This is a genomic window from Streptomyces sp. RKAG293 (assembly GCF_023701745.1).
Taxonomy (GTDB): Bacteria; Actinomycetota; Actinomycetes; order Streptomycetales; family Streptomycetaceae; genus Actinacidiphila.
Map to the genome: position 1 here is coordinate 1,419,743 of NZ_JAJOZB010000001.1, position 26,779 is coordinate 1,446,521.

General features: G+C 65.6%; 14 protein-coding genes and 1 pseudogene. 7 read left to right on the top strand and 8 right to left on the bottom strand.

What is annotated here, in order from left to right:
• Positions 1-131: 131 nt before the first annotated feature.
• The 4 genes from LNW72_RS06315 to LNW72_RS06330 form a co-directional block, all read right to left on the bottom strand.
• Positions 132-746 carry a flavin reductase family protein gene (locus LNW72_RS06315; RefSeq protein WP_250974469.1) on the bottom strand — a complete coding sequence of 205 codons (615 nt, stop codon included), beginning with the start codon at positions 744-746 and terminating at the stop codon, positions 132-134.
• A 306-nt stretch (positions 747-1,052) separates the two neighbouring features.
• A complete protein-coding gene (locus tag LNW72_RS06320) occupies positions 1,053-1,304 on the bottom strand; it encodes a DUF2283 domain-containing protein (RefSeq protein ID WP_250974470.1) in 252 nt (83 codons plus the stop codon).
• 2 nt (positions 1,305-1,306) lie between these two features.
• Positions 1,307-1,522 carry a hypothetical protein gene (locus LNW72_RS06325; RefSeq protein WP_250974471.1) on the bottom strand — a complete coding sequence of 72 codons (216 nt, stop codon included), beginning with the start codon at positions 1,520-1,522 and terminating at the stop codon, positions 1,307-1,309.
• Positions 1,523-1,880: 358 nt separating this feature from the next.
• On the bottom strand, positions 1,881-2,207 hold the full coding sequence (locus tag LNW72_RS06330) for a hypothetical protein (protein ID WP_250974472.1): 327 nt from the start codon (positions 2,205-2,207) through the stop codon (positions 1,881-1,883).
• A gap of 109 nt (positions 2,208-2,316) precedes the next feature.
• On the opposite strand from LNW72_RS06330, the gene LNW72_RS41110 reads away from it, so the two are divergent.
• Positions 2,317-2,448 carry a hypothetical protein gene (locus tag LNW72_RS41110; RefSeq protein WP_285369340.1) on the top strand — a complete coding sequence of 44 codons (132 nt, stop codon included), beginning with the start codon at positions 2,317-2,319 and terminating at the stop codon, positions 2,446-2,448.
• Between the two features lie 239 nt (positions 2,449-2,687).
• A complete protein-coding gene (locus LNW72_RS41575; protein WP_374117402.1) occupies positions 2,688-3,455 on the top strand; it encodes a replication initiator in 768 nt (255 codons plus the stop codon).
• Between the two features lie 609 nt (positions 3,456-4,064).
• Here the strand turns inward: LNW72_RS41575 and LNW72_RS06345 are convergent.
• The gene (locus LNW72_RS06345; RefSeq protein WP_250974473.1) at positions 4,065-9,059 is read right to left on the bottom strand and encodes a polymorphic toxin-type HINT domain-containing protein; all 4,995 of its coding nucleotides are present in this window, start codon (positions 9,057-9,059) and stop codon (positions 4,065-4,067) included.
• A 380-nt stretch (positions 9,060-9,439) separates the two neighbouring features.
• Here LNW72_RS06345 and LNW72_RS06350 point away from each other — a divergent pair, with 380 nt between their 5' ends.
• Positions 9,440-11,050, top strand: a complete 1,611-nt coding sequence (locus LNW72_RS06350; RefSeq protein WP_250974474.1) for a hypothetical protein — start codon at positions 9,440-9,442, stop codon at positions 11,048-11,050.
• Positions 11,051-11,435: 385 nt separating this feature from the next.
• On the opposite strand, the gene LNW72_RS06355 is transcribed toward LNW72_RS06350, so the two are convergent.
• Together LNW72_RS06355 and LNW72_RS41580 are read right to left on the bottom strand one after the other, a co-directional pair.
• The gene (locus tag LNW72_RS06355; RefSeq protein WP_250974475.1) at positions 11,436-11,888 is read right to left on the bottom strand and encodes an SUKH-3 domain-containing protein; all 453 of its coding nucleotides are present in this window, start codon (positions 11,886-11,888) and stop codon (positions 11,436-11,438) included.
• The gene (locus tag LNW72_RS41580) at positions 11,889-18,869 is read right to left on the bottom strand and encodes a polymorphic toxin-type HINT domain-containing protein (RefSeq protein ID WP_250974476.1); all 6,981 of its coding nucleotides are present in this window, start codon (positions 18,867-18,869) and stop codon (positions 11,889-11,891) included.
• 473 nt (positions 18,870-19,342) lie between these two features.
• Here LNW72_RS41580 and LNW72_RS06365 point away from each other — a divergent pair, with 473 nt between their 5' ends.
• The gene (locus LNW72_RS06365; protein WP_250974477.1) at positions 19,343-23,380 is read left to right on the top strand and encodes a VCBS repeat-containing protein; all 4,038 of its coding nucleotides are present in this window, start codon (positions 19,343-19,345) and stop codon (positions 23,378-23,380) included.
• Positions 23,381-23,654: 274 nt separating this feature from the next.
• Here the strand turns inward: LNW72_RS06365 and LNW72_RS06370 are convergent.
• Positions 23,655-23,798: pseudogene (locus LNW72_RS06370) on the bottom strand (flavin reductase family protein); the annotation flags it as partial.
• A 673-nt stretch (positions 23,799-24,471) separates the two neighbouring features.
• Between LNW72_RS06370 and LNW72_RS06375 the strand changes: the two are divergent.
• From LNW72_RS06375 to LNW72_RS06385, 3 genes are all read left to right on the top strand, one after another.
• Complete coding sequence (locus tag LNW72_RS06375) at positions 24,472-25,191, top strand: CBS domain-containing protein (RefSeq protein ID WP_250980038.1); 720 nt, start codon at positions 24,472-24,474, stop codon at positions 25,189-25,191.
• Positions 25,192-25,231: 40 nt separating this feature from the next.
• On the top strand, positions 25,232-25,744 hold the full coding sequence (locus LNW72_RS06380) for a flavodoxin domain-containing protein (RefSeq protein WP_250974478.1): 513 nt from the start codon (positions 25,232-25,234) through the stop codon (positions 25,742-25,744).
• A 265-nt stretch (positions 25,745-26,009) separates the two neighbouring features.
• Positions 26,010-26,633 (top strand): hypothetical protein, encoded by a 624-nt coding sequence (locus tag LNW72_RS06385; RefSeq protein ID WP_250974479.1) that lies wholly within the window; start codon positions 26,010-26,012, stop codon positions 26,631-26,633.
• The last annotated feature ends 146 nt before the right edge of the window (positions 26,634-26,779 follow it).

Genomic DNA, 26,779 nt, shown 5'->3' on the forward strand with positions numbered 1-26,779 from the left:
CGACTCCATGATCAGGAAATCTGACTGTCGTTCGATCCCACCACGCAACCGTGGGACCTGCGACAGCAGTCACCCCTGGGAGGCAACGACGTCAGCCCAACCGGGCTACCGGCGATCCATGTGACGCATCCTCAGCCGCCTGCGCCCGGCCAGTCCTCGAACCGGATCCGGGAGATCTCCAGGATCTCCCCGAGCGCACCCCACTCGTCCTTCCCCAACCGCGCGAGCGGCTGCAGCTTCCGCACCTCAGGATGCCCGTCGACCAGCACCGCCTCGGACACCGCCGCATGCACGACCCGCCCGAACACCACCGTCGAGTCCCCCATCCGCACCATGCTGTGCATCTCGCACTCCAACGCCACCGGCGACGCCGCCACCCGCGGCGGCTTCACCCGCAGACTCGGCTCCCGGGCGATCCCCACCGCATCGAACTCACTCACCCCGGCCGGAAAGTCCGTCGCCGTCGCATTGATCTGCTCGAAGAGATGCTCCGGCGCAAAGTTCACGACGAACTCCCCCGTCCCCTCGATATTGCGCAACGAGTCCTTCCGCCCGACCGAGGTGAACTGCACGATCGGCGGACTGACACAGGCCACGGTGAAAAAGCTGTGCGGTGCCAGATTGTCGGTCAGGCCGTCCGGGCTGACGGTGGACACCCAAGCAATCGGCCGAGGCACGACCACCGAGGTCAGCAGCCTGTAGAAGGCGGCCCGGTCCACGTCCGCGGGATCAAAGTCGATGCGCATTTTGCCAGTATGTCTGTCCTTCGATGTGAGACTGGGCAGGCGCACCGAACACCTCTGACCAGCGGCAACATCGATGGTGTCAGCACAACTGCCCTGCCGCGGTCCAGCTGTTCGTCAAATCCCGCCACTGGCCCTGCGCCGCCCGCAGCACCTTGATCAAGTAATGAAACTCTGAACAGCTGCCTCCCCTCGTCCTCGCGGCATCGCCTGATGCGCAAAGCGGCGGTCCGCTGGTGGGGGGACCCCGACTACGCCTTCGCCTGCCCCATGGCGCCCTCACTGAGGAAGCCACCACCACCCGACGCTTCAACGCCCTGCTCCGCAGGGCCAAGCACAGCACCACTGACGTTGCATGTACTGCGGCAGCTTTGAACTGGCTGCAAGCACTTCGATTCCGATGAGGCACCCGTTCTCGTAAAAGTCGAGGTTGATTACACCTTCGACTTCGGACGGATCGCAGGGATACATGCGTGCCGCCTTCGGATTCGCTTGCGGATCAGCGAAGTAGACGTACGCAACGTTCGCCTTCTGGTCGTATGCGATTCGGGCATCCGCCATAATCAGCCCCCGCCCTGAAGGCGGTTGATGTAGGACCTGCCCACATTGGTCATCGCCGTGTTTACATTCCCATCGTTTGCCTTGGCGACAAACACCTTGGAATTGGGATCGCAGTAGCCCATCTTCCACTGATCATCATGATGTTCGGAGAAGGGCTTTTTCCCAAGAACGGCTTGAGCATCCTCTTCCGAAACCCCACGCTGCTCCAGCCGCTGCATTGCGTGATGCGTGAAGTCATCAGCCGGATTGGCGGCCTTTGGGACCTCCCTGGGCGTGATGTCACCGATGCCCTCACATCCGCACGAGTCGGCGTGCCCCGGGAAAGAGCCGCCACAATTATGGGACCAAAGCCGCCGTGGCGCCTGCCAGCACAAAGTACGTGTGCTCGCCGGGCGGGCATCATCTGCGTTCTCGCTGGTCAGCGAATTCCGGCCTGTCCGTGGGCGTACGTGGAAGTCCCATGCTGTGCGCCCGTGTTGCCGTCAGACGGCTACGCGCGTGAGGGCGGTGGAGTGTGGTTTGGCCGGTGTCCTGCCCGGGTTAGGGCCGGGCATGGTCAGGAAGCCGTACGCTGGCTCAACTCGGGCAGGCTTTGGAACCGAGATCCTGCGCTGGGTCCGCGAGGAGATGCAGCGCCGCGAGCGGCTGTTCTGGTCCGGTCGCACCGACCGCATCACCGAATTCAGCCCCGAACTGCCTCTGCTGCTCGTGGTGATCGACGAGGTGGCGAACTACACCTGCCACCCGGAGCGCAAGGCTCGCTATCGCTTCAAGGCCGAACCGCTCGCCATCGCCAGCCAGGGCGCCAAGTTCGGCATACGGCTGTGGCCCCTCACCGAGAAACCCTCCGCCGACGTGCTCACCACCGCTGTACGCACAAACCTGTCCGCCCGGATCTGCCACCGCGTCGACACCGTCGAGGACTACACGACTTCCCCGATGACCGGGAGCTGGACATCACCGCCGCCGACCGCACCATGCACAAGGCGTCTCCATCGCCTCCGTAGGCGACATGCCCCCCGTCCGACTGCGCTCGGTCTACCTACCCACCGAAGCCTGCTGGCAGATCAACGACCTGATGTGCGCCGAAGGGCTCAAGGTCCGCGAACTGCCCGACCACATCGAACTGGACAATGCAGCGTGACCGCCACCTCCTGGTCCCCCTTCGCTGTGATCCCCGGCAAGGGCGTGTAGTCGCCAAACCCTCGCCCCGGCAGGGGCCTCCCTCTCATCTGTATACGGCACACGTGTGCCGAGTGCAGCGAGGTCCCCGCCAGCATCCCACCGCACGACCCCACCACCACGATGCCCCGCCCCGAACCGGCTGCACACGCGCTGCCCACATTCACCGGGTATCGCGACCTGCTCGGCGTGGTACGGCAAATGTCCTCGCTCGGCGGCTGCGCCCAGCCGATCCGGCTCGAAGGCCACCGCACCGAGATCGACGCCTTCACCGGCGAGATTCTGCGCGAACTGAAGTCCGAGGAACTGCCCGCCGGGCACCCGTTGGTCCGCTGCGGCAACCGCCTCACCACCCGCTGCCCCTCCTGTGCCGAGCTCTACCGTCAGGACACCTACCAGCTCATCACCGCCGGCCTGCGCGGCGGCAAGACCATCCCCGACCAGGTCACCACCCACCCCCGCGTCTTCGCCACTTTCACCGCGCCCTCGTACGGCCCCGTCCACGGACGACACGTCAACGGCTCCGCCCGCTGCCGCTGCGGATGCACCCGCACTGGCGGCCTCACCCCACCTACCTACCAAAACACGAGCACCCGAACGCCGCATCGCCCTCCCCACGGAATGCCTCCGCTCCTTCAAGAAGTACAAGGGACGGCAGGCGAAGGAGCGAGAGACCGCTGGGTCAGTCTGGTAGGACAGCAGCCTCGTCTTCACCACGCCGATAGGCCGGCGCCTCGACCCCGCCAACGTCACCCGCCGCATCCGCTTCCACGACCGCCGCCTACTCCTGGAACAAGGCGTCGACCTCGTCGTCATCAAGGACTTGTTGGGCCACGCCGGCTTCACCGCCAGCGTCTACGCCCACGTCCGACTCCGCCTGCAACGCCAAGCCATCGACCCCTTGGGCGCCGCGCTCGGCCCACCGACGCAGACCCCAACGATCCGCCCGCCGCAGCCATCGTCCGCTGACGTTGCCGTCAAACACTCCAGAAGCCCCGCCGGAATGAAACACGGCGGGGCTTCTCGCGAACTCGATTAATGATCGAACTCCGACAATACGAGCCCATCGCGATGAGCACTTACGAGAAAATCCTCTTCAATACCAATTTTCCCTTCACCGGGCGGCGCGAAGGAGAGCAGTTCCTATAGATGAAATCGACATGCAACGACCCGCCGTTATCCGTAAGTAGATCTATTCTGGGCGCTTTCCGTAGTACGGACGAACAAATCCAGCAAGCTTCCTCTGAATCGATCGGATGGCCGACACGGTGAATTCATCACTGAACCCTGTGGTTGTCGACCATTCAACACCTGACCCAGCGAGATCGCTGATGAAGACAAGTTCTACCCCCAAGAGGATCCGAGCCCAATCAGCGCGTGAAATGGGACTATCATTCGCCAGCATCTCGCGCAGCCCGCGGCTCCTATCGATTAGATCCGAGAAGTCGGCAAACCCGATCGCCACAGCGAGATCATCGCTACATCGAGCGGGCCCTCCCCACTCAAGGAGGGCGCGCCCTATCAAGTGCACCTCAGATTCTGTCAGCATCTGACTCGGCTGCAACGAATGATCTACCATCAATTCAAACCCTTCCAGTAGTCATCTATCGTTTCCGCACCTCGACTGAACACAGTTCCCATATCCGGGCTCATGGGGTCATGGATTACGACCGTAGAACCATCGCGACCCAAATATGCCTCCCTGCCGCTACCTAGCGGTTTCGTTCGGGAAGGATTACTCATCGTACCCCGAACCAAGCCCTCGAGATCGCTAGCAGACATTCCGGGAAATTCACTGCCATGCTTAGCGTTCGCGTGCCCGCGCGCGATAGATCCCGCATCCGATATACGCTCCGCCCTGCTGATTCCGGTAGCGCCACGCGAAACAACTGGCGCCTGAGGAACCTTACCGAGAGTGATGTCTCCGATTCCTTCACAGGCGCACGACTTTGCATGACCAGGGAAATAGCCGCCGCAATTGTGAACGAGGACCGACGTGGCGCCTGCCAGCACATAGTACGTGTGAAATCCTCGGACTGTCAGGTTGTAAGCGGCTTGCAGCTTGCGGAAGTGCTTGGCCGCAACAACCTGCAGGATCTCGCCCTCCTGGGAGATCAAAGTCATACCAGGCAGCACGTCGCTTGCGTGAATCCAGGCCGCTTCGCTCGGCGACCAGTAGGGATGGTTGTCAGTGGAGGTGAGTGCACTGGTTCCGGCAGTGCCGGCGACGGTGAGCGTGGTGAAGTTGATGTCGTCGGGGGTTGCGATGGTGGCATCGACAGGCTGTGGCCCGGATTCTGTCGTTTCTGGGTCTGCTGACTGAACTTCGTCACCGACTGCCATTTGGTCGATGGCCTTGGTCGTGCCGTCGGCAAGGAGTACCAGAGTTCCGGCAGGGAAACTGCACGGTGGCGATTTGGCGCCGTTACCACCCTTGACAAGTTCAGGCGCCTTGTGGGTTATGAGGATGCTCAGTTCGAAGAATAGGAGCTTCCCTCCGCCTTCGTCGCGGCCATGAGCGTAGTCGTCCGCTATGTCCTTTGCCGGGTCTACGATCCCGTGGTAGTTGTCGATGTAGAACTGGTAGTTCATGGGGCTGTACGACCAGTAGGTGGCTGCTACGTCGACGCACGCGCTACCGCTGCCGCCGAAACAGTTGTTGATATTTTTGGCATGGCTGGTGACGGCCTTTTTGATTCCGCTTCCGGTGCTCTTCGTCGCTCCCCAGAAGCCATTCCAGGTCTGCTTGAGGTCATCACCGATGCTGTCTTCGTCATCGCCGGCGTGAGGGTCCCCGATGGCGGCCAGATTATTGATTCCCCCACCCGAGCGGGCTTTCCCCACACGGTCGTAGGATCCGCTGGCTCCGCCAGGTCCGTTGGTGTCGTAGCCACCGTCGCTATCGCCCTCGAAGATCCTGAGGCCTGTTGGATCGCTGAGCGTGACGGGGTTGTTATCGCTGTAGGTGTAGCCGTTGAGGGACTGGGGGTCCGCTGTGACCATCATCGGGTCGACGCTGATGAAACGACCGATGGCCGAGTCGTATTCGCGGGCACCGATGTGGGTGAGCCCGGTGTCGGTGTCGTTGGTGCCGCCGACGAATCCCTTGGTTCCGGCCCAGACGGCGGGGGCGGTTCCCCTGTCGGCTCCGAACGGGGTAGAGCGGCGTTGCGTGGCAGCGCCGGTGGTGGCGTCGATGCTGACAGCGGCGGTGCCGTGGTGATCCGTGACCTGGAAGGCCACCTTGTTGTCGTTGGTGCGTACCGCGGTGGCGGCGCCCAGGGGGTAGTAGCGGGTGCCGGTGGCCTTTGTTGCGCCCTTGACGAGGTTGAGCTCGGTGGAGCCGAGGTACAGGGTGGTGTTCTCCGCAGTCGGATGGGCGGTGTCGACCGTGTGGGCGGTGAGGCGGGTTCCGTCCGGGGCGTAGACGTAGTCGGTGGTCTTGGTCGTGGTGAAGGTGGTGGAGCCGGTCTTGGTCTTGACGGTGTCTTGAACCTTGGCCAGGTGGCCTTCGGAGTCCCAGGTCAGGCTCTGGTCATTGGCCAGAGTGGGGCTGGGGTTGAGATGGCGCTCGGTGGTGTGTCCCGAGGCGTCGTAGCCGTACGCCTCATTGACGGGGCTGCCGGTTCCGCCGGTGAGGGTGTCGGTGCCGGTCAGCGAGTGGGGGTGGGGGGCCCCGGTCGCGGGGTAGGTATAGGCCCGGGCCTTGTCCAGAGCGGTGGCGCCGGTGGGGTCGTGCTGGGTCTCCGTCTTGCGAGTGCCGTCGGGGTTGTAGGTGTAGCTGGTCCAGTACGGGGCCGGGCCGCCGAGGGCTGTGCCGTCGGGTGTATCGGGGCAGGCGGCAGCGTTGGGGGTGAAGGACTCGGTGAGGCGGGCGAGGTAGTCGTACTGGAAGCACTGACGATCGGTGCCGTCGTGGGACACCTCGGTCAGCGATCTGACGTTGCCGGCCTCGTCGTAGGAGTAGCCTGCCGCGCGTACGGGGACCGGATCGCCTTCGGCGTCAGTGCGGCTGCTGGACAGGCGCTGGGTTCCCGGCTCGTACGCGTTGGTCACGTAGGTGCTCTTGCCGCCTGCGTTGAAGGTGGATTTCAGCGGCTTGTTGGTCAGGCTGTAAGTCTGGTTGCCGAGGTATCCCGACAGCGGGCTGCTGATTGTGGCCGGACGGTGCAGCTTGTCGTAGATCGTGGCGACGGACTCGGCTGGGAGGTTACCGGCCGACGGGTACGAGTTGCCGCGGACAGTGCCGTCGAGGTTGTAGGCCATCCCGGTGACATAGTCGCCGGCGAGTGCTTCCTGACCGGGAATCGACGGGACGGTGAGAACCGTCGTGTTGGGGCGGCCGAGGTTGTCGTAGAGCGTGACCTTCGTCTTGTACTGGTAGGTCGTGCTGCCCACCGCGACGTAGCGGGTGGTGGTGTCCGGAAGTCCCTGATTGCCGGAGGGATCCCACGTCTGCGATGTCAGCAGGGGCCCGGTGGCGGTGCCGTCATGGGTTTCGGTCGGGCGGGAGAAGTTGTCGTAGACGTGAGTGATGGTCTTGCTGCGGCCGTCAGTGGTGGCGAGGAGTTCACCGCGGTCGTTGTATGTCTGTGTGGAAGTTCCGCTGTCCGGATCGACGGCCTTGACCTGGTTCCCGAGCTGGTTGTAGGTCCACGTCCAGACGGCGTTCGACGGGTCGATGAGCTTGGTGAGATGACCGGCCGAGTCATAGCTGTAGGTCGTGGCGTCGTAGACGCCAGTGGGGGTGGCCGACTTGTACTGGCGCAGCTCGGTGGTGTGGCCGGCGGCGTCCGTGATGGTGGTGGTGGGTGTAGCGCCCTTAGGCGGGGTGATGGTGGTTCGGTCGCCGCCGTACACCGTGGTGGTGGTGGCCAGCGGGGTGCCGACTCCGTTTCCGGACAGCAGCGTGGACTTCACCGGGCGGCCCAGGCCATCGAACTTCACTGCGGTTTGGCTCTCGACCCCGGTGGCGTCCTCGACCTTGAACAAGATCGGAGAGGCGGGGTTGGTGGCGTAGTACGGGGCGTAGGCGAGGACGGCCTGTCCGCGTTCGTCGTAGAAGGTGTCGGTGAGGATGCGGCCGCCGTCGGCGCCCGGCGTCTGGGTCTGGCGGGCGCGACCGAAGCCGTCGTAAAGGGTGTAGGAGGTGTCCTGGGAGCTGTCGTTGTTCAACGACAGCGTGGCGACCGCTCGGATGGCCCCATCAGCGCTGGCATAACGGAATTCGTCGTTAGGGGTTTCGTTGGCGTTCTTCGAGCGGTCGGGCAGCCAGACCTTTTGGGTGCGGCCGAGTGCATCGTACTGCAGATCGGTGCGCCGCTTGTTCGGGTCGGTGGTAAGGATCGGCAGGCCGCGCAGCAGGTCGAGGTACGTGGTGGTCACCTGTGCGCTGGCAGGCGTGCCGACCGTGGCGGGAGGTTTGGTCACCACGCTCTTGGTCGGTCGCCCGACCGCGGGTGTGAACACCGTCGTGGTGGTCCGCGGGTTGGGCGCGGGCGTGGTGACCGGTGCAGTCGTGTCGTGGGTGGGATCGAAGACACTGGTGGAAGGGAGCGCGGTGCTTGTCACGACGCGTCCGTAGACGTCATAGGTGACCGCGTTGTCCACGTAGGTGGCGGTAGTGCCGGTCCGGGACTTGAGTGTCTCAGTGAGGGTGGGGAGCCCCTTGGTGGGAGCGGCTCCGTAAGCCTGACCGTCGTAGCGGATCCGGGTGTCGGCCACGACGGCGGAGGTGCCGTCGGCCTGGGTGTCGCGGTTGACCGTGGCCGAGCAGTTCGCCGCGACGGTCTCGGTGTGGATGACGCCGGTGAGGATCCAGGCGGTGGTGTTGTCGGCATAGCTGGTACGTGTGCACTGGTCGTCACCGGTGACGGCGGTGTCGCCGAGTGCCTCGACCTGGCTGGGGCGTCCATAGGCGTCGACGGTGGTGTTGGTGCGGGTTTCACGCCAGGCGTTCCCCGCTCCGGCGTCGAGCGAGGTGAAGTTGCGGGTCGTGGCGGTGCCGGCACGGGTGGAGGTGGTGGTGCCCCAGTCGAGGACGCGCTTGGCGCTCTCCTGCTTCCACGGGACGTTGACACTCTTGGCTAGGATCTTCCCGCCGGAGCCGTCGAGGGCCTCACTGCGGTACTCGTATCCGCTCCAGGCCTGGTCGTCGGTGAGCGTCGTTCCTTCGCCGTTGGGAACGCTCACTGAGCGGGTTTTGGTCTTGTCGTCCGGGTCGGTGCGGTCGCCGTCCATACCCCGCAGGTAGTAGTGCTCCTCCTGGGTGGACATCCCGGATGTGCCGCCGTTCTCCACCCGGGTATGGGCGTAGCCGCGCCATTGGGACCAGGTTTTGAGTTTGTCCTTGGTGATGCCGTCATTGTCGTCGAAGTGCCAGGCCGCGCCGTCGAGATAGGTGTAGTGAGTGACCATGTCCGGGGCGCCGCCGGTGCGGTCGGTGGCGATGACGGCGTCGACGACGTACTTGTTGAACCATTCGGTGGTGGCCGGGACGTCGTTGTCGGGCTGGTACTTCTGCGGGAAACAGCGGGTGGTGTTGGTCTGCGGAGTGGGAAGGTGATCCCCCACACCGACAGACGCTGCCACCAGCGTCGGCTGGTTTCCTGCCGTTGGCTGTCTTCGCTCATAGACCGAGCATCCCGGTACGGCCTGAACTTCTGACTGATTTCAGGTCCCATCGACCGGCCGTGTCCCTCCTTCAGTTGTGCGCGACCTGGGCGCCGGGTCGGTTCTGGCGCCCAGCCGCGTGCCGGTGGGCCCGTCCTCTGGTGGAATCCACCGAGACGTACCAGTCGATCTCGCCGCAGCGTCGGCAGCGGCCTAGACCTGCCGTAGAAGGCGCTCTCACGTACCATCCGCCGACGGCGCTCATGGACCTACTTCCAGGGCCCGAAACACTCCGGCCAGCTGACCTGGGCGGGCCCGACCGACCGTGAAGGGGCGCGAACGTGGCAGGGCACCTCGACGCATTCGACTGTTCCCGGTTCACCCACGCACGCGGTCCGGCGACGGACACGCCCGGGCATCTGCGTGCACTGCTCGGTGACGATGCCCGAGCGTTCGTGGCCGGCTACTCCCACCTCTGGTCCGAGACGCTGCGCCCGGACGGCGGTGCCTGGTCGGTCACGGCGCCCGTCGCCCTCGTCGTCACAGAGTTCCTGGACGATCCTCGTCTGGGACCTGACGACCCTTCGATGCGCGACGCCATGCTTGCCTATCTCCACCGGGTAGCCGTCGTTGGTGACCTGGGCGAGGACGCGGAGATGTTCCGGGCACGCGGCGAACAGTCCGAGGCGCTCGCCTGCTACGACAGAGCACCGGAAATCCTGGCGAAAGTGCTGCCTCATCTCCAAGCTGACCGTTCGCGGCAGCGGATCTGCGCAGCCGCGGCCGTCGGCAGACTCGCACGCCATCCGAGTGCCGCGACGCTGCGCCACGCATTGATTGAGCAGATCGAGGAGATGACAGCGCTCGCCGAGTGCCCTTACGACCGCGCTACGTTGGTCTTCGCCATCGGAGATCTTGGCGGGGTGCCTCGACACTGGCTGAACGATCCCATCCCCGCTGTACGCGGCAGCGCGGCCCTGGCCGCGACACTCGCGGACGACGAGGCCTCCACGAGCGTGCTGCTTGCGCTGAGCCGTTCCCCGCGCGCCTTTGGCGAATCCCTTGGAGGCATGGCCGTACCGCTCCAGTTCATGGTTCCGCCCTACCCGGACCTCATCGCGGAGGTCCTGGTCCAGCGCGTGGACAGCCCTCCTGCCCTGATCTCCGGCGCGCTCGCCGCTGTGACGCTGTCACAGAGGTCCATCGCAAGTTCGTTGGCCCCGTATCTGCCCGTGTTCTTCCCTGACGGTGACCCCCAGCCGCAGCCGAATCCGCTTCAGCAGACCCTCGCCCGAGCGATTGCAGAGCGGGAGGAGCTGTGGTCTCTGCCTGAAGAGGCCCGCACGGCGCTCTTCGCCCGCTGCGGCATCAGTGCGGATCGCGCCATCTGGAGTGCCATAGCTACCTGTGAGCTCCCCATATCTGAGTACTTTTCAGGGGCCCAGATCGTTGCACTCGAATGGTTCACGGCGATCCGGATGCGCCCCGGGATGTACTTCGGAGTGAGGCGTACCGATCCAACCCTGCCGGATCGCATCGTCCGAGCGCTACGGACCGAGTATGAGGAGGCCGTCGCCGCCGGTCTCGTCGAGTCGTTCGCCGTTGAGATCGAGCCGCCGGCCCGGCTGGTCATCGACGTCCACGGGCATAACCTTCCCGGCACAGAGAGCGCCGACTCCATCGACCTGAACCACGTCTTCGGGCGATCGGCGAATCCGTGGCCAGCCCTACACCTGTCCATGGTCTCGGCCCTCTCCCGCCGCGTAGCGGTTCAGGTGTGGGTCTCCGGCCGCGTCTTCGCCAGCAATTACGTTGACGGGATAGCACTCGACGCGGTGAAGGAGCTGAATGCTGAGGGAAACCGTGCTGGTTACCGTGTCACGTTCGAGCTCGACTCCGACTGGTTGCCGACAGGCAGTCGACTCTCTGACGATATTCCGTCCGCCGGCTAACCCGGCGTTGCACACGGCTTACTGAAAATCTCGCGTCCATGACTCCTGAACCAACAACGGACGAAACCGCTGCAACACCGCCTGGCCTGCACTAATATCACTGACTCGACATTGCTTTTCCTCGGAACTTCGCAAGCGCGAGATTATCGGTCAGTCCGCCCGGACTGACGGTGAGAACCCAAGCAACCGGCCGAGGCGCGCTGCGCCGAGGTAAACAGCGCGCAGAAGGCAGCCCCGACCTGTACGACCAGCTCTCCGCCTACGTGTCCAAACGGCCCGGGGCCCACCTCCGCATCTCCTCGGATCGCCTCGGCCTGGAAGCCGGCGTCGCCTCATCAACGTCATCGAGCCATTGGCGCAGCCGTCCGGAGTGAGGAAAATCTCGTTAGGAACCGCTTCCAGTCGGAGGGCTAAGCCTTTCCGCCGAAACCCCGGTAACGAGGTTCTCCAAGGCCAAATCCGCTGCACCCAGGCTGAGCACGGCAGTTGCAAGGAGATACATCAAACCCTCCTCGTCGATTGCCAAGAAGAATTCCCCTCGCCCGACTTCTCCCAACGGGAAGAATCTGCGACCGAACAGTTCAGAAAGCTCCGCAAATCTCCCCTCCTCGCCAATGGCAAGATCTGGATCAATCTCGAAGGGTTCCCGCGCGCATGTAATACCAGGACCACTGATATGAACGTTAATACCACCAAACTCTTCCAGGAACTTCTCCGCCGCCGCATGCCAGATGAAATCTGGCACCGAAACCTTCCATCGGAAGATTTCAGTCCGGCGACCCGGGAACCAACCACTTTCCCGAAGAACGACGTCTACTTCCGGAGAGAACCGAGACACCTACTCCACTCCCCCAAAATCAATACCGAAGTGCCGCACGAGAACCTTGCAACTATCACACGGTCCAATGAGCACTTTGAAGTTCTTGTTCGTTCTGGCGCGCCCCCTGACGGCCGCAGCGGTGGCTCCAGTCGGATCAAGACCGGCATCCAAGATTTCCGTCAGGCACTGAACCAGACCACACCCTCCATGATTCTTCCCTCGCGCAGTCCCGATGGAATCGAGGATTTCCTGGATGACCGGATGCACACGCCGCAGGCCTTCCCCTCCATCGCTTACACCCACGACAGGGTCATGACCCGCGACTTGCACAGCTTCAATTACCTCCGGGCGCTGCGTATTTGACAGGTCCGCTGCCTTTTCTGCCTCCGCATGGACCGCACTCACAACGTCACAGTTATGGACCAGGACCGGCGTGGCCCCCGCCAGCACATAGTACGTGTGCAGGTTGGCGACCGTCAGGTTGTACGTGCGGTGCGTCTCTCGGGTGGTTTCGACCTCGGTGACGGTGAGGGTGCTGCCGTCGGGAGTGCGGAGTTCGGCGCCCGGGGCGAGGTCCGCGGCGTTGACCCAGCGCTTGGTCTTGTTGTCCCAGTAAGGGTGGTGGGCCGTGGCGGTGATGGTTGCCGTGGCGCCGGTCTCGGTGTGGGCGGTGACGCGGGTGAAGTCCTTGTCCGCGTCGGTGACGATGGTGTCAGTGACCTTTTCGGTCCGGGTGTCCTTCGTGACCGGGTCGGTCGCAAGTACCTGGTCACCCGCGGTGATGAACTGAATCGGTTTGGTGGAACCGTCGGCCATGGCGACGGCCGTGTTGGCGAGGAAGGAGTTGCACTTCCCCCCAAGTTTGGCGATGGCACTCTTGACTGCTGGGGCGACCTTGTCTGCCAGCGGCTTGAGCGCCTTGGCCGCCAGGGTGGCAGCTCCGTGGAAGACACCTCCCGTCACCGCACCGACGACCGCACCGGTGAGAACGGAGTTGGCGTATCCGGCGACGCTGTGGTCCCCGTTGGGGTCCATGGCGTTTTCGACTGCCGATGATGCGGCGCCGGCCAGGGCTCCGCATCCGACGGCCAAGGCGAATCCGGCACCCCCAGTAACGGCACCTGCTCCCCCCGCAGCCGCATAACAGGCCGCGCCGACTTCCAGAGCGACGATGGTGCTGACGATGACGACTTTGTGCTTCTTGACGAAATTCGCGCCGGTGTCGATCGGATGGGTGGCGAACTTCTTCAGGCCGTGGAGGAAGCTGCTGCCGCCGCCGCTGTGGGTACCGCCGGAGGGCTTCGTGTAGGTGGAGGTCCCGGTGCAGTGGCAGTCACTGCCCAGGATGGAACGGGCGCATTCGGCCGTGGTGCAGGTCGATTGAGCGCGCCGCATGTTGTCGGCCCGCGACGCTTCGGTGATCGACTGCCAGCAGGCGTAGGTGGCGCAGTCAGCGGCGTTCATCAGGCCGGAGGGGTCGGACTTGGTGACCGGATTGGATCCGGCGTAGGCGTAGCCGCCCATTTGGTCCGGGTCGGTGGCTTCGAAGACCGGGTCGGCGGAGACGAAGCGGCCGATGTCGGCGTCGTAGTGGCGTGCGCCGAGCAGGGTGAGGCCGGTGTTCTTGTCGTCGGTTCCGCCGACGAAGCCCTCGCTGCCGGGCCAGGGGGTGCTGCTCGTGGAGCGCGGCGCGCCGTAAGGGGTGTAGCTGCGCCAGGTGGGAGACGCCGCGTTCTTGTCCAGCAGCAGCTGGCCGGTGCCCTGAAGGTCATTGAGGATGAAGGAGTAGGTAGTGGCACTGGTGCGTGTGGCGGATTCACCGCCGGGCAGCGAGTAGTAACGAGTGGCGCTGGTGGTGTGGGTCACCGGGTCCAGGACGACGTCCTGTCCCGGCAGGAACAGGGTGGCCTTGCCGTCGGCATCGCGGCGGATGAGTTGCGTGCCGTCTGCGTCGTACAGGTAGGTGCTCGCGGAGTCCTGGCCTGTCGACTTCAGCTGAACGAGTTCACCTTCGCCGTCCCATGTCAGGCTGTCGCTGCCGGGTGTGGTGGTGCGCGAGGTGGTGTTGCCCGCCTTGTCGTACGTGTAGGCGGTGCCGGTCTTGGTGCCGTCCGGTGCTGTGCTGAGGGTCTCGGCGAGGGTGTCCGGCTGTTGGGTCCGGTCGCTGGGGCGGCCGTAGGTGTAATCCGTGACGGTGTTGCCGGCCGTACCCGCTACGCCGTGCTGGGTGCGCTGGGTCTGGTTTCCGACGTTGTCGAACTTCCAGCTGGTCCAGTAGGCGTCGGGTCCGCCCAGAGCGGCATTGGGCCCTACCTCGACAGGAGCGGCGGCGCAGTCACCGGTCACCGTCCAGGCCTGGACGAGACGTCCCAGCAGATCGTTCTGGAAACACTGGGTGTCGACGACGCTGCCGCCCTGACGGGTGTCTCTGATCCCGGTGACGTTGCCGGCCTTGTCGCGGCTGTAGTTGACCTGGTCGGTGCGGCCCGTCTGCGTGGAGATGTCGGTGGCGATCTGGTTGATCGCACCGGTGTGCTGGTCGTAGTCGAAGCCGATGATGGCCCGTTTGCCCGCGTTGCCCAGAGTCGTCTGGGCGACACGGCCGAAGGCGTCGTAGGTGGTGGCAGTCGTCAGGGCGGCGTCGCCGCCGACCGCGGTGGGCAGGTCCAGGACGTTGTACGTCTGGGAGACGAGTTCTTCCCCGAGTCCACCGACGGCCGGGATGTCGGTGTCGGAGGGGAGCTCCGTGTTGGGCGTGTAGTACGAGCTGTAGGGATACGTACCCGCGAGCGCGCCTTCGGCATCCGGAATGGTGATCTTCGTGCCCAGCGGTTTTCCGGAGACGGTGAAGCCAGTGACCGACTGCGTGTACTTCTTCGTCCCCGTAGCGCCGTCGGCGTAGCGAGTGGAGGAGGTTGCGCGGCCGGCGCTGTTGGGTACGGCCGGATCGTCGTAGGTCCAGGAGGCCGACAGGGGCGAGGTGGTGTCCGGACCGTTGTACTGAGCGGTCTTGCGGCCGAACGCGTCATAGGCGTAGGCGGTGCTGCGCCCCTCTGCGTCGGTGGCCGACTTCACCTGCCCGTTGACGTTGTACGAGGTGAGGGACGTCCCGGTGTCGGGGTCTGTCTGGGTGATCTTGCGGCCGAGGAAGTCGTAGCCGTACGTGCGCACGTGCTGTTCGGCGTCGGTGATGCTGCTCGGTCGGCCGAGAGCGTCGTATGCGTACTGCGTACGGATGGGGTTGCCGCCACTGACCTGGTCGCCGGTCACGGTCGGCTCGGTGGTGTAGTGCTGCAGTTCAGTGGTGCGGCCACGGGCGTCCACGACCGTGGTGACCGGGCGCGCGCCCGTCGGCGGGATGACAGTGCTGCGGTCGCCGCCGTAGACGGTGGTGGTGCGCGAGATCTCGTGGCCCATGTCCATCGACCGGATCAGGACGACGCGGCCCATGCCGTCGTAGGAGATCAGGTCCTGGTTGGTGATCTGCTGATCGGTTCCGGTCACCAACGTGGTGTTCGGGGCGGTCGACCCGTCCCAGTAGGCATGGTTGACGACGTTCTTACGGCCCTGGCTGTCATAGGCGGTGTCGGACAGGACCCGGCCACCGCTCGGGCTCTGGTCCTGGGTCTGACGGGGCCGCAGCAGGGAGTCGAAGAGCTGGATCGAGGTGGTGTAGGAGCCGTTCTCCAGAAGTGACTTGGTCGTCACCGACGACGGGGCTGTGGCGGTGATCTGGTACGCGAAGGTGGTGTTCGCGCTCTTGCCCGCTGACTTCAGGCGGCCCGGATTCCACACCGCCGTCGTGCGGCCGAAGGCGTCATAGGTGGCGTCGGTGCGTCCGCCGTTGGCATCGACGACGCTGAGGGTCTGGCCGCGGGCCGGGTCCAGGGTGCTGGTGACCGACTGGTTGAGTGCGTTGGTGAGCTTCACACCTGTGGTGTGGCCGCCGGTCACGGTGTAGGCGGTGGTGCCCTTGGTGCCTGCCTGGTCCCAGGAGGCGATGGTGCGTCCCGTGGAGTCGAACTGCTCCGCCTTTGAGACCTGGTAGGTGTAGGCGCCGGAGGTGTAGCCGGTGGCCTGTGCCACGAGGGTGACGTCGCCGCGAGCCGGGGGATCCTGTGGCCAGGTGGGCAGGGCCGGCGGCCAGGTGGTGGGAGCGGCGGTGTCGTAGTAGTTGCGGGCGTCGGAGATCACGTCCTTGGCCCGGTCGACACCCGCGGGCGCGGCCATCCCGTTGGACGTGCTGCCACCCGTTCCGCAGGGTTTGGCGACCGTCTCTGTTTCGGCGGGAAGGTTCCTGACATTCGTGGTGGTGTTCGCCGGCGCGTATGTCTGTGTCGTGCAGGTGGCCTGTTCCGGCTTGGTGATGTCACCAAAGTCCTGCGTGTACACCACCGCACCGGTGGCGGTGTCGTAGCCGCTGTCGGAACGAGTGGTGAGCCACGAGGTCGGAGTACTGGACGTAATGGCGGTGGTCGTCCGTACACTCTCCACCCGCGTCATACGGGCGGTGACCGGGTCCAACCCCGCTCGGTTCCGTGTCGCGGTCGGGGCGCCCACCCAGTGATCGGTGACGGTGCTGCGGTCGACCGCCCCGCCTTCCCCGCGGTAGATGACCGTCTGCCGGGCCTGGCCGGTGAGTTCCTCGCGGTCGGGCACGGAGGCGGCAGCCCCGGTTACGGTCACGCCGGGGAGCAGGGAGAGGGTGGCCGTGCGCTTGCCGGACGGCAGTTTGTCACCGTCCATGCCCTGGTAGTACAAGGTCTCGCTGAGCGTTTTGTCGACCGTGCCGGTACGAACTTGGACTCGGGAATAGCCGCGCCATTGGCTCCAGGTGCGATAGGCGGGCTTGGTCAGCTCGTTGTCGTCGTAGTGCCAGGCCGCGTCACCGAGGTAGTCGTAGTGGGTGAGGTTTCCGGGGGCACCGCCGGTGGTGTCGTTGTCGGAGACTTCCTTCACCAGGAACTTGTTGAACCAGTCCAGGATGGGTTTGGTCTTCCCTGCCGGAGTCCAGTAGACCGGGTAGCAGGGGGCGACGTTGGCCGAGGGGTCCGCAGGGTGGGCACACGACGCCGAGGAATAGGTGACGGCGGTCTTGCCGCCGCTCTCGTTGGTGATTCCGGAGATGCGGTAGCGGGTGAAGTTGGGATAGCCGTTGCCGGTGTTGAAACGGTTGGCCAGCTGCTGTCCGGCGAAGGTGGTGGGTGGCAGTGCCGGCAGGGCGGTTCCGGTGTAGCCGGTGCGCTGGATGGAGTCCAGGAACAGCGAGCGGTCGCTTCCGTCACCGGGGTCGGGGAAACTCTGTTTCAGAGCCCAGGAGTCGACGTCGGTGTACTTGGCCGTGCCGGCATCCAGGATCTGGGTGGTGATCTTGTCCAGCCGGTTGGTGGTCCAGAACGACGGTGCGTGATTCGCGCAGGTGGCGTTCTTCGCACAGGTCAGGTCGTACGGGACGTCGTACCAGCTGGCCTTGTTGTCGGCGATCGGATTGCACGTGGTGGCGAAGCAGCGGTCTCCGGGAGTGAAGGTGACCCGCGCCGGAGCGTCGGCGGAGTAGGCCGACCCGTCGGTGAATCCGTAGTCGATGTGGTGCAGGGAGCCGCTGCGGGTGTAGGCGACACCGGTGGAGGTGGCGTTGACGCCGTAGTAGTTGGTGTCCTTCGTGTAGTAGTAGGACATCGCGTTGCCGTGGTTGTCCACGACGTAGTCGAGGTTCCACTGCCACGCCTGGTCGCAGCGCGAGTTCGCGAAGCCGGAGGCGTTGTAGCAGGGATCGGTGGCGTGCGCGCCGTACACGGGGACGGTCCAGGCCGAGTTCGTTTCGGTCTTGCCGGTCGTCCATCCCTTGGGACGGTTCAGTCCGAAGAAGTACTGGGTGCCGTCGGCCGCGGTGACCTTCCAGTACCCACCGTCATAGGTGCCGTTGGTCGCGCCCTTGAGGTATTCGACCTTCTCGCCGCCATCGTTCGACACATGCCAGTCCTGCGCCTTGGAGGCGTCGAAGACCAGGTCGCCCGAGTGTCCGGCCAGGTTGATGTGCACCAGCTGGCCGGCCCAGCACTGGTCGCCCACCTTGGGAGCGGTACCGGCCGGGTCTTCGGTACACGGCATGTAGGTCCGGGTCACCGATCCGGGCGCGTACTCCCAGCCGTCACCGATCCATCCGGCCTGGGAGTTACCACCCGACATACGGCCGTCGACCGACTGCGATGAGTACCCGAGCGCCACCTGGGGCGCGAGACCGCCGGGTACCGGGGGCTCGGCGATCGGGTAGCTGTAGTTGAAGTCGCCGCTGGCTCCGCCGGCGTTCCACGTACCCGTCGCCGACAGGGGTGTGGCACCGAAGTCGCTGCCGCTGCCGGAGGTGCCGGCCGTGGCTGCGAGAACCGTGGCCGCGGGGGCGGCGGCAAAGGACTTCGCCGCAGGCTGGGTGAGAAGGGGTACGGCGGTGGCGTTCAGTTGGACCGTCGCCGACACCTGCTGGCCGACGGGGTCATTTGCTGAGTTCAGAGGTGTCTGGGTGCGGCACTGCGGCACGTCGGGCGTAGTGAGTGCGCACGCTGGCATCTGTACGAGGTGGAGTCGGGAGGACCAGCCACCGCCGTAGGCATCCTTGAATGCCGTGTAGTCCACGCCGACGTTGACCACGGGAGGGGCGGCCGACTGCTGAACGGGCTCCGCGGTGAACAGAACGCCGTCGACACCTGCGCGCTGGGCGTCGGCATGGTCGCGCAGCTGCACTTCCACCTTGGGGTTCGTCGCCATGGTGCTCAGCCGTGGCGTCTTGGACTGCGGCGCTTGCACCATCGATACCGGCAGCGTGCCGGCCTTGGCCTTGGAGGCTGGGGTCGCCTGCCCCTGAGTGGCGGCGCGGCTCTGCGGGGGCGTCGGAGCAGGGACGTCGACGACGGCGGACCCGGCCTTCGGCCATGTCGTCCGTGCGGCTCCACCGCGGTTCTTGGTCGTGTCGTCCTTGAACGTGACGGGCTTGCCCGTCACGGGACGAACGTCAACTGATCGCACCTGGGAGGGCGTCGGTGTGTCGATGTCCGAGCTGGCCTGAACGGGGCTGACCGACAAGGCCGTTGTCACCACGGCCAAGCTGGTGACCTGCGCAATCGCCGTCATAGCACGCACCGTGCGTCGACGCCGCGTCGCGGTACCGAACCGGTCTACCCCCAGTAGGCGCATGCCCACCCCTTCCAGATCGAACAGCAGCCCGAACCGTAGGCGCAGTTTGACGATCTTGGATAGATCTTTGACCTCCGGTTTACCTCCACATGGGTTAAGCATGAAGATCCCGCAGTCATGCTTCACGCCTGGTGCAGACCTGACCCGCGAAAGGTGACAGCGCGTCACCGGTCGCCGCTCGGCGACCCGATGCACCCAGTACGTCGCCAAGAACACAGGAGGGGGAATCCGTGCATCTCACATCCCGAAGGACCCGCCCAAGAACGCGCCGCATACCGGCGATGACCACCGGAACAGCAGCGGCTGTCGCCTGCGCTCTGCTCGCCACAGGGGTCGTGCAGTTCACGCAGCCGCAGTCCGCTCACGCCCAGCCCCCCGCGAACTCCCGCACCACGCCCTCATCGGAGGCGGCAACTGCCGTCGCCAAGGCCAAGGCGACCGGAACCGCGGTGACCATTGCCGGGCTGACGTCGCCGACCCAGACAGTCACGGCCACCCCCCAGGGCACGTTCGAACTCAGCGAGACCCTGCTGCCGACCCGGGTACGCAAGGGCGATGCCTGGACTCCTGTCGACACGAATCTTCAGGTCACGCCGGACGGTTCCCTGGCACCCAACGCCGTACCATCGGGCCTGCGGCTGTCCGGCGGCGGCAACGCCCCACTGGCCACACTGACTTCCTCGGGTAGGACCCTCGTCCTCACCTGGCCGCAGCAGCTGCCCAAGCCGACCATCACGGGTTCGACGGCCACCTATGCCGAGGTGCTGCCGAGCGTGGACCTGACCGTCACGGCAAGCGAGCTAGGGGGAGTCTCGGAGGTCCTGGTCGTCAAGAGCGCCGAAGCGGCCGCCAATCCGCAGCTGGCACAGCTCTCCCTCAAGGCAACCGCTGAGGGGATGGGACTGACGGCTGACCCCACAGGCAACATCACCGTCAAGGACACCCAAGGAGACGCGGTGTTCCACGCACCGGCTCCTCACATGTGGGACTCCCGGACGGTGGCCGCCGCCCCGGCCTCTGCACGAACGAGCAAATCGGCCACCTCGTCCCCGGCCGAAGAGGGCTCCACGATTCAGGGACCCGGAGCCCACGCCGTCACCTCCCCGGTCGGAGTATCGGTCACCTCGGGAACCATCAACCTGGCGCCCGACTCCGAGATCCTCCACAGTGCTCAGACCAAGTACCCCGTATTCATCGACCCTTCGTTCAACCCCGCCTCATGGGCGCCGAACAAGCCCTCCTATGTGACCGCGCAGGAGGGGTGCGCCGGCCAAGAGAACTGGAACCGGACCGACTACGACTACAAGACCCCGGGCGTCGGCAACAACCGATGGAGCGGCTGCATCGGACGGGAACACTCCTACTTCCAATACGGAGTCGACTCACGTATCTGGAACACCGCGGCCAACCCGGTACACATCCTCAAGGCCACCTTCAAGACCACGGAGGTGTATTCCGCCTCGTGCGGGATCTCCGGAACGGTCAAGGTCAGCGGCTCCGCGGGGGTCAGCTCCGCCACCAACTGGACGAACGCGCCCGCGCCCGCCACCCTCCAGGACCAGGTTTCCATCGGCCCCGCCTGCACTGAACAGCCCGCAACCGGATTCAGTGTTCTGAACGCCGTGACCGTGGCGTCGAACCAAGGCTGGTCCAACCTTGCTCTGGTGATGACCGCAGCAGATGAGAGCGGCGACTCCAACACCTTCAAGCGCTTCAGCAACAACCCCACTCTCGTCGTCGAATACGACAGCACTCCCAAGGTCACCAAGGCCACGAGCAATCCTGCGACCGATTGCGCCAAGGGAGGCACGATCGGCCTCACCCGATTCGACCTCGTCGCTACTCTCCAGGATCCCGACAAGGGTGCCCCGATCGATGCCGACTTCACACTTCGCACAAGCAGCGGGGCCATCCCCAAGGACGTCGCGGGAGCCCCTCTGAGTACCTACAACTACAACAGCAACGACATCACCCAGCCGGGAACGGTCGTCTGGAAGGGGATCCCCGCACTGCAGTCGGGGGGCTACATCTGGACCGTTCAGGCCAATGACGGAAAGTACCGATCCGCCGTCGTCACGTGCAAATTCACTGTTGACTCAACCGCACCGCTCAACCCCACAGTGACGTCGGCCCAGTTCCCCGACACCCTGGCCGACGGGCAGGCTCCACCGGCGGCCCGCCAAAAGGGAATTTTTGTCTTCACGCCGCCCGCAGGAACCAGCGACATCGTGAAATACGCGTACAACTGGGGATCGCCGCCTCCCACCATCGATCCTCCCCACGTGCACGACGCGGCCGGAGGGACAGCCCCGACCAGCATCGAACTGAAGCCGATGTCGCCCCTCACCAACACGTTGTACTTCTATGCGATCGACGCCTCAGGAAATATCTCCTTCGACCCGCTCAAGAACACCGTCGGCTCCTACTCCTTCAGTACCGCCGAACTCACCGCGCCGGATGTCACGAGCGACTTCACCGCGGACGGAACCGCCGACCTCACCGCCATCGGCGGTGACGGCAACATCCGTCTCTACCCCGGTACCGGATCCGGAGCCCTGTCCACACCGTCAGCCCTCACCACCACCGGCGACTTCACCCAAGCGCTGCTCGCGACCGGGGACTTCGACAACAGCTTCACCCAAGACATCCTGGCGCGTCGCAGCGACGGAACTCTCACCTTCTATCCCGGCGACGGCGGTGGCGCGCCCCTCGCCGGCGAGACCGGCGTCCCCGTGAGCCTGAGGGGTACTGTGCCCTTCGCCTGGGCCGACGTGACGCAACTGGCCGCTGTGGAGAACACCGACGGACGGCCCAACGACCTGTTCACCATCACCACGGACGGCGCCCTGTGGTACCTCAGGGCACTGTCAACTCCCGGCGCCTACGTCGCCAAGGCCCAACTCGCCACGACCGGATGGGCCGGACGAACGATTCTCAGTGCGGGCCTTGTGAACGGATATCACTCCCTCTGGGCCCGTGATGACTCCACCGGAGCCCTGATCCGCTACGACGGCGCCGAAAACGTTGAGCCCGGCTCGACCGCCAGCATCCCCGTCACCGTCGCGGACTCCGGCTGGACCAAGAGCAAGCTCCCCCAGCTGGTCTCGGCCGGCGACGCCAACCACGACGGCAAGCCGGACGTCTGGGCAATCGATGCCTCCCGGCGCCAGAACATCAGCAGCTACCTCAGCACCGGCGATACGTTGAACGCGCCCACTCATGCGCAGTCCCTGCGAAGCCAACGTCACGACTACGACCTCGACGGCCGCAGCGACATGGCCGCCCTGTACAGCCACGCCGACGGCAGCTACGAACTGTACGACTTCAAGGCCAACGCGGACGGCACGTTGGCCGCACCGTTCAAGGGCTACGCCGCCACCGCTGGAAGCGCTTGGGCGGCAAACATGAAGTACGCCACCGGCGACTACAACGGTGACGGTCGGGGCGACCTCGCGATCCTGTACGGCTACGACGACGGCAGCGTGCGCCTGTTCACCGCACTCGGCAACGCCGGCGGCGGATTCAGCACCCCAGCCCCTTCCTGGTATCGGCCCGCCGGCAGCTGGTGGCTCAGTCGAATGTCCCTGCAGTCGGGCGACTTCAACGGCGACGGCCGTGATGATCTCGCGGTCTGGTACGACTACACCGACGGCCACGACACCCTGTTCACCTACATCGCGACCCCCAGCGGAGGCTTCAGCGAACCCTTCGCCTCCTGGACCGCCGCGGCCGGGAACTGGGAACTCAACCAGGCCAAGTTCGCGATCGGTGACTACAACGGTGACGGCCGCGACGACCTGGGAATTCTGTACGGATACGGCGACATGAACACCGTCAAACTGCACACCTTCCTGACCGACACGACCGGTGCTTTCGCCTACACCACCACCTCCTGGACCAGCACCACTTGGGGCAGCTGGAACCAGGCCCACATCCAGGCCGGCGACTTCAACGGGGACGGCAAGGACGACATCACCGCCTGGTACGACTACTCCGACGGCCACGACAGCCTGAACACGTTCGTCAGCCTCGGCACCTCCACCGGCACCTTCCAGGCCCCGTACTCCGCCTGGTCCAGTACAGCAGGCAACTTCTACTACGCCTCCATGCCTCAAATGGTCGCGGGTGACTACAACGGCGACGGCCGCGATGACCTCGGCGTCATGTACGGCTATGGCACCGGCAATTCCCGCATGCTCACCTGGACAGCCAAGAGCGACAACAGCGGAACGTTCAACGCCATGACCACCGGCGCCTGGACCTCCCCCACCGGTACGTGGACCAACACGGATGTGCACTTCTTCAACACCCACAGCTGACCGCTGACCGCACGACCAGACCCGGCGGGACCATCGGGAGAACAGATGGTCCCGCCGGGCTCTTCCTTGCTCGGCATCAGTCCCGTGGATCCACCCGGTCTACGCCGCCGCGCCCCACACTCCCCCGAATCGGCGCAGGGCAGGGTTTGCCTCCGTTGTCCATGAATCCGCGGACTCGAAGCCGTCGCTCGGTACGTCAGCGCCGACTTCGATAGACCGTGCTGCGGCTTTCCGGCCCGCGCTAGAGTCGGATGCCCCGATATCGCTTTCCTCAGAACTTCGCAGGTGCGAGGTTGTCGGTCAGGCCGTCCGGGCTGACGGTGGACACCCAAGCAATCGGCCGAGGCACAACCACCGAGGTCAGCAGCTTGTAGAAGGCGGTCCGGTCCACGTCCGCAGGATCAAAGTCGATGCGCATGCCAGCCAGTATCCACACAAGTCGATCGCGAACCGCCCCCTGCACCCCGGCGCGGCCAAGCCCCTGTGTTCGACGGAAACCACAGCTGCGCCGCCAGCTCCGCGGCATCCCCGCCGGCACGAGCCGAAACCCCTTCATCAGCGAGTACCTACTTCCAGATGCTCGCCGGCACCAATTGCAAGATCTCCCTCCTGCACGAGGCCCTCGCCTCCGCAGAGAGGAAACCTGCCCCCCGAATCTCCCAGCAGGACCTCATCGACGCCTGGCACAAAGGCACGCTGCACCAACGTCGCGCGGTACTCCGCCGGTGCCTCCACGGCCTGGACGTACGGCCGCCCATCAAGGCGAACATGTTCAACACCAGCCCCCTCGTGCCTCTGCGACCAGGCCCCCGGGCCGTGGCCGACAGGCTCTGAACGCTGTTCGCCTGAGGGACGGTTCCTCCTGACGGCTCCGCCCGCTGTCCGGTAGGCCGTGGGCATCCCGGTCGGTTCGACCGGCCACCGCGGGCTGGGGCCGGTTGGCCTCCGGCAGGGACCTGCGGCCCCTCGCTCAGCCGTTCCACGGCCAGCACGCTGAAAGTACCGGCCTGCTGGGTCACGGCGATCTCGGTGAAGTGAATTCGCGGAACCGCCGTGCCGACTCCCGCAGACGCCAAGGAGGAGACAGCGTGATGAAACACAACCGGGTGACCGACGTGATGACGAGCGAAGTCGTCAGGGCGGTCTACAGCACACCGTTCAAGGTGGTCGCCGAGCGCCTTGTCCGGCACGGGATCAGCGGGCTTCCCGTGGTCGACGACGATGAGAAGGTCATCGGCGTCATTTCCGAGACCGACCTGTTGGCGCGCCAGGCCGCCTCCATGGACGACAGGGGACGCCGACCGTTCGTGTGGTCCCTTTCCGCCCGCAGGGAGCAGGCCAAGGCCCGCGCCCGTACCGCGGGGGAGCTGATGTCCCAGCCGCCGGTCCTGGTGCACGCCGAGGAGTCGATCGCGGACGCCGCGCGCGTCATGGCGAAACACCGCGTCGAACGGCTGCCGGTGGTCGACGAGCAGGACCGGCTGGTCGGGATCGTCACCCGGCGCGATCTGCTGCAGATCTTCCTGCGACCGGACGACGAGATCCGCCAGGAAGTGATCGACGAGGTAGTGGTCAAGACCTTGTGGCTGGCTCCGCTGAGCATCGGCGTCGGCGTGCGCGACGGCGTCGTCACGCTGGAGGGCCGGCTGGAGCGGCGCAGCGAATGTGGGATCGCGATCCACCTGGCACGCCAGATCGACGGGGTGGTCGGGGTGCTCGACAAGCTCAGTTTCGCACTGGACGACTCCCACCTGCGGCCTACCGAACAGTCGCTGCAGGGCGTTGCGGACGACTGGCTGCGGAAGCTGTGAGCCGACCCGTCATGACCGCGGAGACTGTGCTGAGGCCTTCATGACCGGCGAACGTGTGCTCGTCGCGTACGCGTCGAAGAACGGTTCGACTTCCGCCATCGCCGGAATGGTCGCCGAGACGCTGCGGGAGCAGGGCCTCGCGGTGGAGGTGCTGGCCGTATCCGAGGTGGACGGTGTCGGCTCCTACGACGCCGTGATCGTCGGCAGCGCCCTCTACGCCGGGAGATGGCGCCCGGAAGCGGTCCGCTTCGCCCGGCACCACCGGGCGGATCTGGCCGAGCGGCCCGTCTGGCTGTTCAGCAGCGGCCCGCTGGACGCCACGGCGGGCGAGCTCGTCCTGCCACCGGTGGCAGGTGTCCAGCGCATCGCCGACCGCCTCAAGGTCCGCGGGCACGTCACCTTCGGCGGCTGTCTGCAGGACGGTGCCAGGGGCCGGATCGCCCGCATGATCCTCAAGTCCGGCCGGGGCGGGGACTTCCGGGACCCCGAACGGATCCGGCTCTGGGCGCACAGGGTCGCGCGTGAACTGACCAGGGAACCCGCGACACCATGAACGGGCTGAGGGCCGCAGGGCCGGCGCCCGGAGTGAGATACGCGCGCTCACCCGGAGCGCGGCCCCGCTGCCGCGTGCCGAAGGACGCCGAGCCCGGAACCGAACCCGGTTCTGTCCCCGGTCGGCCGAACGGGTCCTCGGAGTAGGGACGTTCGGCCCGTTCGCCGGGACTGCGAGCCCCTGGGGTCCCGGCCCCTGGAACGGCACATTGAGACCGGACGCGGTTGCCGCGTCACTCCTCCAAGTCCCGGAAGGGATGGCCATCATGGCAGTCCACGAGCACCCGCAGCAGCACACCGGGTTCCACCTGCCGTCACGGCACAGGGCCGGTGCGGCAGCGGTGTCCGGTACGTCGCCCGCACTGGCGGTCACGTCGACCGGCGCTCGCGTCCTCGCCGGGATCCGGGTCCTGACCGGGTTCATCTTCCTGTGGGCCTTCCTCGACAAGGCGTTCGGCTGGGGTTACGCGACCTCGTCGGGCAAGGGCTGGGTCGACGGCGGCTCGCCGACGAAGGGCTTCCTCAGCGGGGTCTCCGCAGGTCCCATGGAGTCCACGTTCCATTCCTGGGCGGGCGCCGGCTGGGCGAACTGGCTGTTCATGCTCGGTCTGCTGAGCATCGGAGTGGCCCTGACGGCCGGGGTCGCACTGCGGTTCGCCGCCGTGGCGGGCACGGCCATGATGGGGCTGATGTGGATGGCGGAATGGCCGCCGGCCCGGCATGCTTCCGACGGCTCGCTGAGCATGTCCAGCAACCCGCTCGTCGACTACCACCTGCTGTACGCGGCCGTCATGATCGCGCTCGCCGTCGCCTCCGCCGGCACCGTCTGGGGCCTCGGCCGGATCTGGGCCCGCCTGCCGGTCGTCCGCGACCACCGCTGGCTGCTCTGACACCCACCCGAGCCGGCCGCCCCACCCCGTCCACCCCACCCCACCCCACCCCACCCCACCCCACCCCGTCCGGCCCGCCGCGTCGCATGACGTGCCGGGCCGGACGGGCGTTGTCCCGACCGAACCAGGAGGCACCACCATGGCCG

What these genes read in the sequence shown, in the direction of transcription:
- LNW72_RS06315 (WP_250974469.1), bottom strand. Translation starts at nt 746, where the DNA reads ATGCGCATCGACTTTGATCCCGCGGACGTGGACCGGGCCGCCTTCTAC.
- LNW72_RS06320 (WP_250974470.1), bottom strand. Translation starts at nt 1,304, where the DNA reads ATGGCGGATGCCCGAATCGCATACGACCAGAAGGCGAACGTTGCGTAC.
- LNW72_RS06325 (WP_250974471.1), bottom strand. Translation starts at nt 1,522, where the DNA reads ATGCAGCGGCTGGAGCAGCGTGGGGTTTCGGAAGAGGATGCTCAAGCC.
- LNW72_RS41110 (WP_285369340.1), top strand. Translation starts at nt 2,317, where the DNA reads ATGCCCCCCGTCCGACTGCGCTCGGTCTACCTACCCACCGAAGCCTGC.
- LNW72_RS41575 (WP_374117402.1), top strand. Translation starts at nt 2,688, where the DNA reads ATGTCCTCGCTCGGCGGCTGCGCCCAGCCGATCCGGCTCGAAGGCCAC.
- LNW72_RS06365 (WP_250974477.1), top strand. Translation starts at nt 19,343, where the DNA reads ATGACCACCGGAACAGCAGCGGCTGTCGCCTGCGCTCTGCTCGCCACA.
- LNW72_RS06375 (WP_250980038.1), top strand. Translation starts at nt 24,472, where the DNA reads ATGAAACACAACCGGGTGACCGACGTGATGACGAGCGAAGTCGTCAGG.
- LNW72_RS06380 (WP_250974478.1), top strand. Translation starts at nt 25,232, where the DNA reads ATGACCGGCGAACGTGTGCTCGTCGCGTACGCGTCGAAGAACGGTTCG.
- LNW72_RS06385 (WP_250974479.1), top strand. Translation starts at nt 26,010, where the DNA reads ATGGCAGTCCACGAGCACCCGCAGCAGCACACCGGGTTCCACCTGCCG.